The 14,158-nt window shown below is 68.8% G+C and carries 11 protein-coding genes; 3 read left to right on the forward strand and 8 right to left on the reverse strand.

Going from position 1 to position 14,158, the window contains the following annotated elements; all coding sequences use genetic code 11:
* Nucleotides 1-10: 10 nt before the first annotated feature.
* The 6 genes from ACA097_RS06800 to ACA097_RS06825 are packed head-to-tail and all read right to left on the reverse strand — an operon-like array spanning nucleotide 11 to nucleotide 7,320.
* Nucleotides 11-1,018, reverse strand: a complete 1,008-nt coding sequence (locus ACA097_RS06800) for a chemotaxis response regulator protein-glutamate methylesterase (RefSeq protein ID WP_371369298.1) — start codon at nucleotides 1,016-1,018, stop codon at nucleotides 11-13.
* Nucleotides 1,015-3,309 (reverse strand): hybrid sensor histidine kinase/response regulator, encoded by a 2,295-nt coding sequence (locus ACA097_RS06805; RefSeq protein ID WP_371369300.1) that lies wholly within the window; start codon nucleotides 3,307-3,309, stop codon nucleotides 1,015-1,017. The genes ACA097_RS06800 and ACA097_RS06805 overlap by 4 nt, the downstream gene beginning before the upstream one ends.
* Nucleotides 3,306-3,980, reverse strand: coding sequence for a chemotaxis protein CheW (locus ACA097_RS06810; protein WP_043249780.1), 675 nt, complete (start codon nucleotides 3,978-3,980; stop codon nucleotides 3,306-3,308). Before ACA097_RS06810 ends, ACA097_RS06805 begins: the two co-directional genes overlap by 4 nt.
* On the reverse strand, nucleotides 3,973-5,214 hold the full coding sequence (locus ACA097_RS06815) for a CheR family methyltransferase (protein ID WP_371369302.1): 1,242 nt from the start codon (nucleotides 5,212-5,214) through the stop codon (nucleotides 3,973-3,975). Before ACA097_RS06815 ends, ACA097_RS06810 begins: the two co-directional genes overlap by 8 nt.
* Nucleotides 5,211-5,726, reverse strand: coding sequence for a chemotaxis protein CheW (locus tag ACA097_RS06820; RefSeq protein ID WP_371369304.1), 516 nt, complete (start codon nucleotides 5,724-5,726; stop codon nucleotides 5,211-5,213). Before ACA097_RS06820 ends, ACA097_RS06815 begins: the two co-directional genes overlap by 4 nt.
* The gene (locus tag ACA097_RS06825; protein ID WP_371369306.1) at nucleotides 5,701-7,320 is read right to left on the reverse strand and encodes a methyl-accepting chemotaxis protein; all 1,620 of its coding nucleotides are present in this window, start codon (nucleotides 7,318-7,320) and stop codon (nucleotides 5,701-5,703) included. Before ACA097_RS06825 ends, ACA097_RS06820 begins: the two co-directional genes overlap by 26 nt.
* 247 nt (nucleotides 7,321-7,567) lie before the next feature.
* Here ACA097_RS06825 and ACA097_RS06830 point away from each other — a divergent pair, with 247 nt between their 5' ends.
* Nucleotides 7,568-7,906 carry an EF-hand domain-containing protein gene (locus ACA097_RS06830; protein WP_371369308.1) on the forward strand — a complete coding sequence of 113 codons (339 nt, stop codon included), beginning with the start codon at nucleotides 7,568-7,570 and terminating at the stop codon, nucleotides 7,904-7,906.
* A 51-nt stretch (nucleotides 7,907-7,957) separates the two neighbouring features.
* On the opposite strand, the gene ACA097_RS06835 is transcribed toward ACA097_RS06830, so the two are convergent.
* Both ACA097_RS06835 and ACA097_RS06840 read right to left on the reverse strand, forming a co-directional pair.
* Nucleotides 7,958-8,701, reverse strand: coding sequence for a YkgJ family cysteine cluster protein (locus tag ACA097_RS06835; protein WP_371369310.1), 744 nt, complete (start codon nucleotides 8,699-8,701; stop codon nucleotides 7,958-7,960).
* A gap of 95 nt (nucleotides 8,702-8,796) precedes the next feature.
* Nucleotides 8,797-9,738, reverse strand: a complete 942-nt coding sequence (locus ACA097_RS06840) for a class I SAM-dependent methyltransferase (protein ID WP_371369312.1) — start codon at nucleotides 9,736-9,738, stop codon at nucleotides 8,797-8,799.
* A 190-nt stretch (nucleotides 9,739-9,928) separates the two neighbouring features.
* Between ACA097_RS06840 and ACA097_RS06845 the strand changes: the two genes are divergently transcribed.
* The gene (locus ACA097_RS06845; RefSeq protein ID WP_371369315.1) at nucleotides 9,929-11,551 is read left to right on the forward strand and encodes a methyl-accepting chemotaxis protein; all 1,623 of its coding nucleotides are present in this window, start codon (nucleotides 9,929-9,931) and stop codon (nucleotides 11,549-11,551) included.
* A 209-nt stretch (nucleotides 11,552-11,760) separates the two neighbouring features.
* Nucleotides 11,761-14,124: a DNA polymerase II gene (locus ACA097_RS06850; protein ID WP_371369317.1), complete on the forward strand. Its 2,364-nt coding sequence runs from the start codon at nucleotides 11,761-11,763 to the stop codon at nucleotides 14,122-14,124.
* The last annotated feature ends 34 nt before the right edge of the window (nucleotides 14,125-14,158 follow it).

The following is a 14,158-nucleotide window of genomic DNA, read 5'->3' on the forward strand; positions in this document are numbered from 1 at the left end:
TCCGAAGGGTTCAACCGAACAACTGGCCCAACCGCCTGGCGATTTCGTCCAGGGAGCGGATTTCCGTTGCCGCGCCAATCGCCGCGGCGGCCTTGGGCATACCGTAGACGGCGCTGCTGGCCTGGTCCTGGGCGAGGGTCAGGAAGCCGCGCTCGCGCAGGTGCTTGAGGCCCTCGGCACCGTCGCGGCCCATGCCGGTGAGCAGCACGCCCACCGCCGAGCCGACCCAGTTGTCGGCCACGCTGTCGAAGAACACGTCGATCGATGGCCGGTAGATATGCCCGCCCGGCTCGGCGGAGTACGCCAGCTCGCCGCTGCGCAGCAGGCGGATGTGGTCGTTGCTGCCGGCCAGCAGGATGCAGCCGGGCTGCGGGGTTTCGCCGTGGCGCGCCAGGCGCACCGGGATCGGCGACTGGCTGGCCAGCCACTCGGCCATGCCGGCGGCGAAGCTTTCGTCCACGTGCTGTACCACCACCATCGCCGCGGAAAAGCTCGCCGGCAGCTGTGCGACCAGCTCGGCCAGGGCTGCCGGACCACCGGCCGAGGCCCCTACCGCCACCAGGCGTCGCGCTGCCGTCGAGGTCACTTCGCGGCTGTCGGCCTGGGCCCGCGGCCGGCTGTTCGGCGGCGCGCTCAACCAGGCCAGGTTCTGCAGCTTGCGCAGCAGCGGCCGTGCCGCCTCGCGCAGATCGCCCTCCAGGGCCGGAGTGGTCACCGCATCCACCGCGCCGCAGCCCATGGCGTCGAACACCCGCGACAGGTTCTTCTCCAGATCGACGGTGACCACGATGATCGGGCACGGGCACTCGACCATGATCCGCCGCGTCGCCTCGACGCCATCCATCACCGGCATCAGCAGGTCCATCAGCACCACGTCGGGCGCATGCGCGGCGCACATCTGCACCGCCTCGGCGCCGTTGTTGGCGACCCAGACCACGCGATGCGCGGGGTCCAGCGCCAGCGCGCGGCGCAAGGCCTCCACCGCCAACGGCATGTCGTTGACGATCCCGATTTTCATCCCTGTGCTCCTCCGATGAGGTCCGCTACCGCATCCAGCAAGGCTTCGTCATGGAAACTGGCCTTCGCCAGATAGTAGTCGGCGCCGGCGTCGAGCCCGCGGCGACGGTCTTCCTCGCGGTCCTTGTACGACACCACCATGACCGGCAGCCCCTGCAGCCGTGCGTCGCGGCGGACCAGTTCGACCAGTTCTATACCGTCCATGCGCGGCATGTCGATATCGGTGATGAGCAGATCGAAGGGCTCCGAGCGCAGCGCGTTCCAGCCGTCCATACCGTCCACCGCCACCGCCACCTCGTAGCCGCGGCCGAGCAGCAACTTGCGCTGCAGTTCGCGCACGGTGAGCGAGTCGTCCACCACCAGCACCCGCTTGCGCTGCCCGGCGCTCTGCCGGCCCTGGCCGTCGATGCGTTCCAGGCGGCCGCTGGCGAGCAGTTTGTCGACCGAACGCAGCATGTCCTCGACATCGAGGATCAGCACCGGCGTGCCGTCGTCCAGCAGGGCGCCGGCGGAAACGTCGCGGACCTTGCCCAGGCGCGCGTCCAGCGGCATCACCACCAGGGTGCGCTCGCCGATGAAGCGTTCCACCGCCACGCCGTAGATGTTGTCGCGTTCACGCAGCAGCACCAGCGGGATGTCGCCCTTGGGCGTAGAGCCCTCCGGTCGCTGCAGCAACTGATGCGCCGCCACCAGGCCGACATGCCGGTCCTCGTGCCAGAACTGCTGGCGACCCTCGACCTGGACGATCTCCTCGCGCGCCAGGCTGCGCATGCGTTCAATGTGCGCCAGCGGGAAGGCATAGGCCTCGCCGCCGATCTCCACCACCAGGCTGCGTACCACCGACAGCGTCAGCGGCACTTCGATGTGGAAGTGCGTCCCCTGCCCCGCCCGCTGCTCCATGCGCACGCCACCGCGCAGCTGGCGGACCATATGCTGCACGGCATCCAGGCCGACGCCGCGGCCGGACACCTCGGTGACCTGCTCGCGCAGGCTGAAACCGGGCAGGAAGAGGAACGCCAGCAGCTCGTCCTCGGACAGCCGCGCGGCGGTCTCTTCGGTTGCCAGCCCGCGCCGGACGACGCCTTGGCGCAGGCGCTCCAGATCGACACCCGCACCGTCGTCACGCAGATCGAGCACCAGCATGCCGGCATGATGCCGCGCCAGCAGGCGGATCGTGCCCTGCTCCGGTTTGCCGGCCAGGCGACGTGCCTCGGGGCTTTCGATGCCGTGGTCGACGGCGTTGCGCAGCAGGTGGGTGAGCGGTGCTTCGAGCTTCTCCAGCACCTCGCGGTCGACCTGGGTGGACACCCCGTCCACCTCCAGGCGCACCGACTTGCCCAACTCGCGGCCGAGGTCGCGGACCATCCGCGCCTGGCCACCGAGCACATCGGCGAACGGCCGCATGCGGCAAGCCAGGGCGCTGTCGTAGAGGTTCTGTGCACGCTGCCCGGCGTTCCAGGCGAAGGCGTCCAGTTCGGCAATCTGCTCGCCGAGCACCTGCTGGCATTCGCCGACCAGCCGCCGCGCATCGGCGAGGAAGGCCTGGGCCTGCGGGTCGAGGCTGTTGCCGGCGACGTCGCGGGTGCCGTCGAGCAGGCGACTGGCGCTCGCCTGCAAGCGCTTGAGACGTTGCAGCGCGGCCAGTTGCGGCTGCAGGCGCTGGGAATCGACCAGCGCCTTGCTGGACAGGTCGAGCAATTGGTTCAGGCGCTCGGCGGTGACCCGCAGGACCCGCTCGCTGCCCTCCTCGCTGGCCCGGCGCCGGGGCGCATCGGCGACGGGCTTCGGCTCGCTGGAGGGCTGCGCTTCAGCGACCGGCTGGGCCTCGGGCGCAACCTGGGGCTCAGGCTCGACCGGCAATGCGACTGAAGGTTTGGGGGCCGGCTTGGACGCCGGCGTCCCCAGGAGCTCTTGCAGGCGCTGCACCATTCCCGGCACGGCCTGGCTGGCCTGTTCAGCGCGCGCGGCGTCGGTTGCGGCGACATGCAGCAGGATGTCGGTGCCTGCCAGCAGCGCGTCGATGTGTTCGGGAGTGAGCAGCAGGCGCCCCTCCTGGGCGGCCACCAGGCATTCCTCCATGACGTGCGCGACCTGCACGGCGCTGTCCAGGCCGACGATGCGCGCCGCGCCCTTGAGCGAGTGCGCCGCACGCATGCACGCCTCCAGCTCATCGGCACGGCGCGGTTCGCGTTCGAGCACCAGCAGGCCACGGCCGAGCGCCTGGGTCTGCGCCTCGGCCTCCAGGCGGAACAGCTCCAGCAGCGAGGCGTCCTTCATCTGCTCCGGGGTCATGCCAGGCTCCGTGCGGCGGCGGCGAGCAACGCCGGGTGATCGAGAACGCGCACGCTGCGCGAACGCCATTGCAGCAGGTCGCGGGTCAGGCTCGTCGGATTGGCGGCCGCAGGCTCGGCGGACAGCGCCAGCGGGAAGATGCCCTCCACCTCGTCCACCGGCGTCAGGATCGGCCCGCCTTTGGCGGCGAGGATCAGCATGCGCGGCTGGCGTCGGCCCTCGGCCTCCAGCGCCGGAGCTGAATCCAGGCCGAGCAGCTCGGCCAGCGATAGGCAGGCCACCAGGGTGCCACGCACGTTGGCGACCCCAAGCAGCACCGGCGAGCGCTGGTGCGGCAGCGAATGAACGCTCACCGCCGGCGCCACCTCGACCAATGCCAGGGTGCGCAAGGCCAGCCACTCTTCGCCGATGCGGAAGATCAGGTGCGCTTCGCCGACGGCTTCCTCGGCACCATCCGGGTTATCCACAGCAGGCGCGCTCTCGTTGCCTTCCAGCGCGTAGCGGTCCAGCAGGCGGATGGCGGCGCCGGCGTACACCGGGCAATTGCGGCAATGCACGTGTTCGGCCAGGCGTTCGCAGCTGCGGTCGCCGCGGATGCCGATGCGGTTCCAGCAGTCGTCGATGACCATGTCGCCGTGCGCCAGGCGCAGGCTGTAGTCCTGTTCACGCATCGCGCTTCACTCCTCGCGCCGCCCGCTCCTGCAGGCGCCGCGCGCCCTCCTCGTCGCCGCGCGCGGCAAGCAGCGCGGCCAGGTGCAGCAGGCTTTCCTGATGGTCGGGTTGCAGGTACAGCGCCTTGCGGTAGAACGCCTGGGCCTGTTCGGCATTGCCCTCGGCGTCGGCCAGCAGGCCGAGCCAGTAGTAGGCCTGGGCGGCCGGGCCATGGGCGGCCAGGTAGCGCTCGCAATGCTGGCGGGCTTCTTCGCTGCGGCCCTGGTTGGCCAGGCGGGCGATTTCCGCGAGTTCGTCGGCAGCGCCAGTGACCACCGGAGACGGGCGCGGCGCCGGACGCTCGATCGCCTGGCGAACCGGCTGTGGCCGTGGCGCGTGGGTATGACGCACCTGCGGGACCCAGGGTTTTGCCACGGGCGCCGGGCGCTCAGGCGCTTGCGGCGCCTTGCGCAGGAAGGCGAACGACTGCGCCACGCCGAGCGGGCGCAGGCCCTGGCTGGACAGCAGACTGGCCTCGGCCGGGCCAATGAACAGCGCGCCGTCGTCGCGCACCAGGCGCAGCAGCACCTGCACCGCGCGGTCCTGGGTGGCGCGGTCGAAATAGATCAGCAGGTTGCGGCAGAACAGGTAGTCGTAGGGCTGCTCGCCGGCCAGCAGGCCCGGCGCCAGCAGGTTGCCCTGGCGCAGGCGCACGCGGCGGCGCACCCGCTCGTCGAGCCGGTAGTCCTGGCCTTCGGCGGTGAAGTAGCGGTCGCGGAAAGCCAGGTCGCTGCCGCGGAACGAATTGCGCCCGTAGCGCCCGTGGGCCGCACGCTCCAGCACCACCGGGCTGACATCCAGCGCGTCGATCTGGAAGGCCGTCTCGGCAAGCCCGGCATCGAGCAGCGCCATGGCGATCGAATAGGGTTCCTCGCCGCTCGAACACGGCAGGCTGAGTACGCGCAAGGGACGCGCGCCGGCAAGCTCGAGCCCCCGGCGCACGGCCAGTTGGGCGAGCGCGGCGAAGGATTCGGGGTAGCGGAAGAACCAGGTTTCCGGCACCACCACCGCCTCGATCAGTGCCTGCAGCTCCTCGGCCGAGCCTTGCAGGTGCTGCCAGTAGACGTCCAGGTCACCGTTGGCGAAACGGTTGGCGCACTGGCGCACCGCGCGGGCGATCAGCGCCTCGCCGATGGAATCGGCGTCCAGCCCAATGCGCTCCTTCAGCAACTGGAAAAAGCGCGTGTCGCTCATGGCTGCTCGGCCTCGGCATTCCGCAGCAACAACTCGCGCACGTGATCGGGCAGCAGCTCATCGACCTGCACGCGCTGCAGCAGCCCTTCCGAGTCCACCATCACCGGTCCCAAGTAGCGCGCTTCACCGCGCTCCAGGCCGTACTCGCGGAAAGCCGCGGGGTCGCGGCGCAGGGTCTGGCTGGCCTGTTCCAGGATCAATCCGAGGCGGCGCGGCGGGCCATTGCCGGCAAAGCGGTAGTCGACCAGCACCAGGCGCGTGCTGGTCAGGCGCGGCGACGGGCGACCGCAGGCGACCACGCTGAGGTCGAGCACCGGCAGCAGCTCGCCACGGTGGCTGTACAGCCCGGCGACCCAGGCCGGCGCCTCCGGCACCTGCTTGAAGCGCGTCAGCGGCAGCACCTCGGCGATCTCGTGCACGTCGAGCGCGTAGCGGTCCGCCCCGAGGCGGAACTGCAGGTACAGACGGCCGCCGTTGGCCACGCCCTCAGACCTTGAAGCGGGAGACGCCATTGCGCAGTCCGTTGGCCACCAGGTTGAGCTCGTCGATGGCGAAACTGGCCTGGCGCAGCGACTCCACGGTCTGCCCGGTGGCCTCGCCCAGCTGCACCAGCGCCTGGTTGATCTGCTCGGCGCCGGTGGCCTGCGCCTGCATGCCCTCGTTGACCATCTGCACGCGCGGCGCCAGCGCCTGCACCTGGTGGATGATCTGCGACAGCTGCTCGCCGACCTGGCCGACCTCGGCGATGCCGCGGCGCACTTCCTCGGAAAACTTGTCCATGCCCATGACCCCGGCCGACACCGCCGACTGGATCTCGCGGACCATCTGCTCGATGTCGTAGGTGGCCACGGCGGTCTGGTCGGCCAGGCGGCGCACCTCGGTCGCCACCACGGCGAAACCGCGGCCGTACTCGCCGGCCTTCTCCGCCTCGATGGCGGCGTTGAGCGAAAGCAGGTTGGTCTGGTCGGCGACCTTGACGATGGTGGTCACCACCTGGGTGATGTTGCCGGCGCGCTCGTTGAGGATCGCCAGCTTGGCGTTGACCAGCTCGGCGGCGCCCATCACCTGGTGCATGGTCTCCTCCATGCGCGCCAGGCCCAGCTGGCCGGAGCCGGCCAGGGTGGAAGTCTGCTCGGCGGCGGCGGACACCTCGTTCATGGTGCGCACCAGGTCGCGCGAGGTGGCGACGATCTCCCGCGAGGTCGCGCCGATCTCGGTGGTGGTCGCGGCGGTCTCGGTGGCGGTGGCCTGCTGCTGCTTGGAAGTCGCGGCGATCTCGGTAACCGAGGTGGTGACCTGGATAGCCGAACGCTGCGCTTGCGACACCAGGCCCTTGAGCTCCTCGGCCATGCCGTTGAAGCCGGTCTCGATAACGCCGAGCTCGTCGTTGCGGTCCAGCGTCAGGCGGGTGGTCAGGTCGCCGCCGCTCATGGCTGCCAGACCTTTCACCACATAGCCCACCGGCGCGGTGATGGCGCGCGTCAGCAGAAGGCCGCAGACGCCAGCCGCGATAACCGCGAACAGCAGCGATACGAGCATGGTCAGCTTGGCCAGCTGCACTTCACGGACGATGGTTTCGGTGGCGCCGTCGGCGATCCGCTTGTTCAGCGTGATCAGATCGTTGAGGGTCTTTCGCCCTGCGTTCCAGCTCGGCGCGAGCTGTTCAGCCAGCTGCTTGCGGGCAGCTTCGTGGTCCTTGCCATTGAGCTCCAGCAGCTGCATGAGCTGGCGCTGGAAGTCCTCGGCCTGTTGGCTGAACTGCGCCAGCATGCGTCGGTCCTCGTCCTCGTGCACCGTGGTCCGGTAGCTGGCGATCCGCTCGAGCAGCAACTCGTGGTTGTCGTCGAATTCCTTGCGAACCTTGGCGTCCAGGGGCTTGCCGTCGCCCAGGCCGACCAGCGTCTGGGTGTCGAGCATCATGTCGGTCCAGGCCGAGCGCACCAGGGCCAGCGCGTAGATCCCCGGCATGGCGTCCTCGCTCACCCGGCGGGCGTCGCGCTCGACCGCCAGCAGGCGGAGGTAGGAGAACACCACCATCAGCAGCATGATTGCGATGACCACGGCGAAGCTGCCGAGGATGCGTTGGCGGAGAGTCCAATTCTTCACAGCGTTCCCCCGGTCAAGGTTCGATGATCCGCCGACGCCCCCCGGGCATCGGGACCAGTACGCGGTTTCGTACAGGTCTAGCGGAAATGACTGCCTATAGTATCTGCAGCCTCACGTGTCGACGACTGATTCCCGAGCAATTTGCTGCTCACCGCACGGGTGAAAGAACGTAGGCACGCGTCGCGCGCCCGTGCATTCATCGAGAAGGGCGACGCCACTCTTCCAACCGCTGACCCGGAGCCACGCCATGCCCACCTTCGCCCGATCCCTGACCACCACTCTCCTGTTCGGCCTGCTCTGCGCAAGCCAGGCCCACGCCGCCGACACCGGAGCCGGAGCCGGAGCCGGAGCCGGAATCGACGGTAGCCGCCGCGAGATGATGCAGCAACGCGTGCAGCAGTTCTTCAAGCAGATGGATACCAACGGCGACGGCAAGATTACCCACGACGAGTACATGGCCAACGCCGAGCGCCAGTTCAAGCGCCTGGATACCAACCACGACGGCGTGATCGACCAGAACGAACTGCACAACCTGCGCAACATGATGCCGCGCGCCGGCCAGGGCGGCGGAATGCCGCTCCCCTGAGCGGTCGCCCGCGTCGATACGCAGGCGCTGAAGAGCTCGCCCGGGTAAGCCTCAGGCCACGCGCAGGGAGATGAAGGCGCAGTTCTCGTTGAGCAGCGCGGCGATCATCGCGCCGGTTTCTTCCAGCTGCTTGGCCAGCGCATCGTTGGAGACATGCAGCGACCAGTCGGCTTGCGGTGCGACCTCGCCGGCGGCCAGCACTTCGTCCAGCGCGGCGAGGAAGGCCTCGCGCTGCGGCAGGTAGGCGGTGAAGCCGTCGCCCTTGAGCGCCGATGTGTGGATGCCCAGGCGCTCGCAGATGGCCGCCTTGGCGGCGATCTCGTCGCGGTCGGCCTGGCGCGAACGCTCGATCAGCTCGGCCAGCTCGGCATCGACCAGTTGGTTGCCGACGATCAGTTCCGGGCCGGCCTGCCAGACTTCCGGCGGGCAGTCCTTGTTCTCCGCGCGCAGCGGGATGTGCGGGTTGATCTCCATCGGGTAGATGCGGCAAACCAGCGGCCGGCGCTCGTAGATGCCGCAGCGCATGTCGCTTTGCAGGTTGCGGCAGGCGCCCTGGTTGAAAGCAGCGAAGGTGATGGCCAGGTGCGCGCGGGTCTGCCCGCAACGGACCGCCAGCGAGCGCTTGAACACGTGCTCCTGCTGGCCGGCGGGCAGGCCCGAACCGTCTTCCAGCACGGCCTCGATCAGCACGATCAGGGTGCCGCCGTCCGCCGCCCAGTCGCGGGCCTCGCTCAGGGTCAGGGGCACATGGTGGTCATGGCAGCACTTGCCGCAGCCATTGCAGGAAAAGCGCATGAGGGGTCGCTCCCGAAACAGTCTAGTTGACGGAAAACCGGCGTTTTCCGCGTCATGGCCTGTCAGGAGCAGATTGTGTGCCAGGTGTTACGGCGTCAGTCCCGAAGGGCGAACAACAACACCTTCAACGCCGCATCCGCATCGATATCGGCGAATTCCGGCGGGTTCTCCAGGCGCTCGACGAAGCTCAGTTGCGGGGCTTCGGCGGCCATCGAGTCGATGAGGAAGGCCGGCGCCACGGACGGGTCGTTGACGCAAGCCAGCACGCGGCCGCCCGGTGCCAGCAGTTCCGGCAGGCGGCGGAGGATGCGCGGGTAGTCCTTGCCGAGGGCGAAGCTGCCCTTCTGGAACGACGGCGGATCGATCACCACCAGGTCGTAGGGGCCGGACTTCTTCACCTTGCCCCAGGACTTGAACAGCTCGTGGCCGAGGAACTCCACGCGCGTCAGGTCGTGGCCGTTCAGGCGGTGGTTGTCGCGCCCGCGGCTGAGCGCGGCGCGCGCCATGTCGAGGTTGACCACGTGTTCGGCGCCGCCGGCGATGGCCGCCACCGAGAAGCCGCAGGTGTAGGCGAACAGGTTGAGCACGCGCAGGCCCTGGGCGCGCTCCTGCAGCCACTGGCGGCCGTAGCGCATGTCGAGGAACAGGCCGTTGTTCTGCTTGCGCCCGAGGTCGAGCAGGTAGCGCAGGCTGTTCTCCTCGATCACCCGCTCCTCCGGCACCACGCCGATCAACGCCTGCATGGTGCTTTCCGGCAGGTAGCGATGCTGCAGCAGCAGCGCTTCGGCGCCGCTCGTCCGCCACTCGGGGGTTTCACCGATGGCCAGCAGCAGGGCCTCCAGCGCAGCCAACTCGTCTGGTTCGGGTTCGCGGAACAGCGACACCAGCAGCACGCCCTGCAGCCAGTCGGCGGTGACGTGTTCCAGCCCCGGATAGCGCCGGCCACGGCCGTGGAACACGCGGCGCACCTCGGCGGGCGGCGTCTCCAACGCGGCGAGCAAGTGCAGGCGAAGGGTTTCCAGGGCTTGGGCATTCATGGCGACGGACGACAGTGGAAAAAGAAGGGGCGCCATTCTGGCGAGATTCGACCGGAAAAAGAACCCGCTGGTCAGCTCCTCGTTTCGGGTGATTGATTTTGCCGAGTCAGCCAATAGCATCACCTGGCCACTATTGCGGAGTGGACTTCCGGACACACCCGCATTCATCAGGGAAAATAAGGACATTGAGATGTTGAGAGCCATCAGTATCGGTCGCCGCGCGACCCTGGGTTTCGCTGCCATGGGCCTGCTCCTGGTCCTGCTCGGGGTCTTCTCCCTGGCCAAGCTGTCGGACCTGCGCGCCGTCTCGCAGGACCTGGAAGGCAACTGGCTGCCGAGCCTCAACCAGATGAACGAGCTGTCCACGCAGATCGGTCATATCCGCCTGGAGTCCATGCGCCTGCTGGTGAGCGACGACAGCGCCATCCGCCAGCGCAGCCTGGATCGCATCGAACAGGCCCGGAAAATCCAGGCGCAGGCCTTCCAGACCTACACCCCGCTCATCGCCAGCCCTGAAGAGCAGACCCGCGCCGACGCGCTCAAGCAGGCCATGGACGGTTACGAAGCGCTGGTCGACGAGCTGATCCGCGACGTGCGAGGCAACGACAGCCAGGCCGCCCACGCCCTGATGACCGGCCCCATCGCCCAGCAGGGCGGCAAGCTGAACCAGAGCCTGCAGGACCTGATCCAGCTGAACCGCGCCGGCGCCCAGGCCGCCGCCGACCGCGCCGATCGCCAGTACCAGAACGACCGCATCGTGGTGATCGGCGTGCTGCTGTTCGCCGTGGTGATGACCTTCGCCCTGGCCATCCTGCTCACCCGCAGCATCGTCCAGCCGCTCAGCCACGCCGTGCAGGTGGCTCGCACCATCGCCGGGGGCGACCTCAGCCAACGTTTCAGTATCGAAGGCAAGGACGAAGCGGCGCAGCTGCTGCACGCCCTGGGCGAGATGCGCGAAAGCCTGCGCGGGACCATTCGCGGCATCGGCCAGTCCGCCACCCAGCTCGCTTCGGCGGCGGAAGAAATGAGCAGCGTGATGGAACAGAGCACCCGCGCGCTGCAAGCGCAGAGCGACCAGATCGAACAGGCCGCCACGGCGGTCAACCAGATGACCAGCGCGGTGGAAGAAGTGGCGCAGAACGCCTCCTCCACCTCGGCCGCCTCCAAGGAAGCCATAGCCGCAGCCGAGGCCGGGCAGGCGCGGGTCGGCGAGACCAGCGACGCCATCGGCACCCTCGCCGGCGAGGTCGGCCAGGCCTCGCAACAGGCCGAACGCCTGGCCAGCCAGGCCCAGGACATCGGCAAGGTGCTGGAGGTGATCCGCAGCGTCGCCGAGCAGACCAACCTGCTGGCGCTCAACGCCGCCATCGAAGCGGCCCGCGCCGGCGATGCCGGGCGCGGCTTCGCAGTGGTGGCCGACGAAGTGCGCTCGCTGGCCCAGCGCACGCAGAGCTCGACCCGCGAGATCGAGGAACTGGTGGCAGCCATCCAGTCCGGCAGCAGCCGGACCGTCGAAGCCCTGGCCAGCAGCGGCGCCCACGCCGAGCGCACGGTCGGCCGCACCGGCGAGGCCAGCGCCTCGCTGGAAGCCATCCTCGCCCGCATGTCGCTGATCAACGAACGCAACCTGGTGATCGCCAGCGCCACCGAGGAACAAGCGCAGGTAGCCCGCGAGGTGGACCGCAACCTGACGACCATCCGCGACCTGGCCCTGCAGACCTCGGCCGGCGCGACCCAGACCAGCGCCGCCAGCCACGAGCTGTCGCGCCTGGCGGTGGACCTCAATGCGATGGTGACCCGGTTCGTGGTGTGACCGAGGCGGAGCGCTGCATTTCATAGGAGCGAGCTTGCTCGCGAACCGCACGGCACCGTGTTCCCCTGTAGGAGCGGCCCATGGCCGCGATTCGCGCGCATGGCGCGCTCCTACAGGATTCGCTTCGGCGCGGGATCTTCGCGGATAAGATCCGCACCTACAGCTCCGGTAGAATGACCGCCTGATCGACTCTTCCCCGAGGTCCCCCGGTGGCTGCACAACAAGGCTTCGTCCTCACCCGGCACTGGCGCGATACGCCCGCCGGCACCGAGGTGGAGTTCTGGCTGGCCACCGATGCCGGGCCGCGTCGCCTGCGTTTGCCGCCGCAAACTTCGGTCGCTTTCATTCCCGCCGAACAGCGCGCCCGCGCCGAGCATCAGCTCAAGGGCGAAAGCAACGTCGAGATGCGCCCGCTTGGCCTGCGCGACTTCGAGCAGCGGCCGGTGCTCGGCCTCTACTGCCAGCAGCATCGCCAGCTGATGGACCTCGACAAGCGCCTGCGCTCCGCCGGCATCGAAGTGCTGGAGGCGGACGTCCGCCCGCCCGAGCGCTACCTGATGGAGCGCTTCATCACCGCGCCGGTCAGTTTCAGCGGCACTGCCGATGCCGAGGGCGTGCTGATCGATGCGCAGCTCAAGCCGGCGCCCGACTACCGACCCACGCTGAAGCTGGTGTCCCTCGACATCGAGACCGACATCCGCGGCAACCTCTACTCCATCGCCCTCGAAGGCTGCGGCCAGCGCCAGGTGTACATGCTCGGCCCGGCCAACGGCGACGCCTCCTGGCTGGACTTCGACCTCGCCTTCTGCGACAGCCGGGGCGAGATGCTCGAACGCCTCAACCAGTGGCTGGCCGAGCACGATCCCGACGCGATCATCGGCTGGAACCTCGTGCAGTTCGACCTGCGCGTGCTGCGCGATCACGCCGAGCGTCTGAAGATTCCCCTGCGCCTGGGCCGCGACGGCGAGCCCATGGGCTGGCGGCAGCACGGCAGCGGCAACAACCACTACTTCGCCTCGGCCGCCGGGCGGCTGATCATCGACGGCATCGAGGCGCTGCGCTCGGCGACCTGGAGCTTCCCCTCCTTCAGCCTGGAAAGCGTGGCGCAAACCCTGCTCGGCGAAGGCAAGGCGATCGACAACCCCTACGACCGCATGGCCGAGATCGACCGCAAGTTCGCCCAGGACAAGCCCGCGCTCGCCCACTACAACCTCAAGGACTGCGAGCTGGTCACGCGCATCTTCGAGAAGACCGGCATCCTCCACTTCCTCCTCGAGCGCGCCAGCGTCACCGGCCTGCCCGCCGACCGCAGCGGCGGCTCGGTGGCGGCCTTCACCCACCTGTACCTGCCAGCCATGCACCGCCTGGGCTTCGTCGCGCCGAACCTCGGCGGCAAGGCCCCGGAAGCGAGCCCCGGCGGCTTCGTCATGGACTCGCGGCCCGGCCTCTACGAGTCGGTGCTGGTGCTCGACTACAAGAGCCTGTACCCCTCGATCATCCGCAGCTTCCTGATCGACCCGGTGGGCCTGGTCGAGGGCCTGCGCCAGCCGGACGACGAGCACTCGGTGGAAGGCTTCCGCGGCGCCCGCTTCTCGCGCAGCACGCACTGCCTGCCGGCGATGGTCGAGCGCGTGTGGCAGAGCCGCGACGCCGCCAAGCGCGAGGGCAACAAACCGCTGTCCCAGGCGCTGAAGATCATCATGAACTCCTTCTATGGCGTGCTCGGCTCCAGCGGCTGCCGCTTCTTCGATCCGCGCCTGGCCTCGTCCATCACCATGCGCGGGCACCAGATCATGCGCCGCACCCGCGAGCTGATCGAAGCCGAAGGGCACCAGGTGATCTACGGCGACACCGACTCCACCTTCGTCTGGCTCGGCCGTGCCCACGCGGAGGAGGACGCCGAGCGCATCGGCCGCGCGCTGGTGCAGCGAGTCAACGGCTGGTGGAAGCAGCACCTGCGCGACGAATACGGCCTGGAAAGCGCCCTGGAGCTGCAGTACGAAACCCACTACCGGCGCTTCCTCATGCCGACCATTCGCGGCGCCGAGGAAGGCAGCAAGAAGCGCTACGCGGGCCTGGTGCAGCGCAGCGACGGCAGCACGGAGATGGTTTTCAAGGGCCTGGAGACGGTGCGCACCGACTGGTCGCCGCTGGCCCAGCGCTTCCAGCAGGAACTCTACGAGCGCATCTTCAAGCGCCAGCCCTACCAGGACTATGTGCGCGAGTACGTGCGCCAGACCCTGGCCGGCGAGCTGGACGAGCTGCTCGTCTACCGCAAGCGCCTGCGCCGGCGCCTGGACGACTACGAACGCAACGTCCCGCCGCACGTGCGCGCGGCCCGCGCCGCCGACGAGTACAACCGCAGCCTGGGGCGGCCGATGCAGTACCAGCACGGCGGCTGGATCAGCTACCTGATCACCACCGCCGGCCCCGAGCCGCTGGAAAACCTGCGCTCGCCCATCGACTACGAGCACTACCTGAGCCGCCAGCTGCAGCCGGTGGCCGACGCCATCCTGCCCTTCGTCGACGACGACTTCACCCGCCTGATCAATCGCCAGCTGGCGTTGTTCTGAGCGCCATCGCGAATCTTCACACCGCTTTCACGCC

The sequence above is a fragment of the Pseudomonas sp. QL9 genome (assembly GCF_041409665.1).
Lineage (GTDB): Bacteria > Pseudomonadota > Gammaproteobacteria > Pseudomonadales > Pseudomonadaceae > Pseudomonas > Pseudomonas knackmussii.